We start from the raw sequence: 275 nt of genomic DNA, 5'->3' as shown, positions 1-275 counted from the left end.
CTGGGGTTGCTCACGCCCTTCAGGCCTTTTTCGGTCATGGCGAACACGCCGATCTCGTTCACCGCGCCGAAGCGGTTCTTGATGGCGCGGATGAGCCGGTAGCTGCTGTGGGTGTCGCCCTCGAAATACAGCACCGTGTCCACCATGTGCTCCAGCACGCGTGGGCCTGCCAGGGCGCCTTCCTTGGTGACGTGACCTACGAGCACAATGGCCACGCCGCTGGCCTTGGCCGCACGCGTCAGGTGCGCCGCGCATTCGCGCACCTGCGCCACCGA

At 66.2% G+C, this 275-nt stretch carries 1 pseudogene; it reads right to left on the bottom strand.

Going from position 1 to position 275, the window contains the following annotated elements:
• A pseudogene (locus HA630_RS00735) lies at positions 1–275 on the bottom strand (DNA repair protein RadA); the annotation flags it as partial.

Source organism: Aquabacterium sp. A08 (genome assembly GCF_011742065.1).
This window is presented reverse-complemented; position numbering and strand designations above follow the sequence as displayed.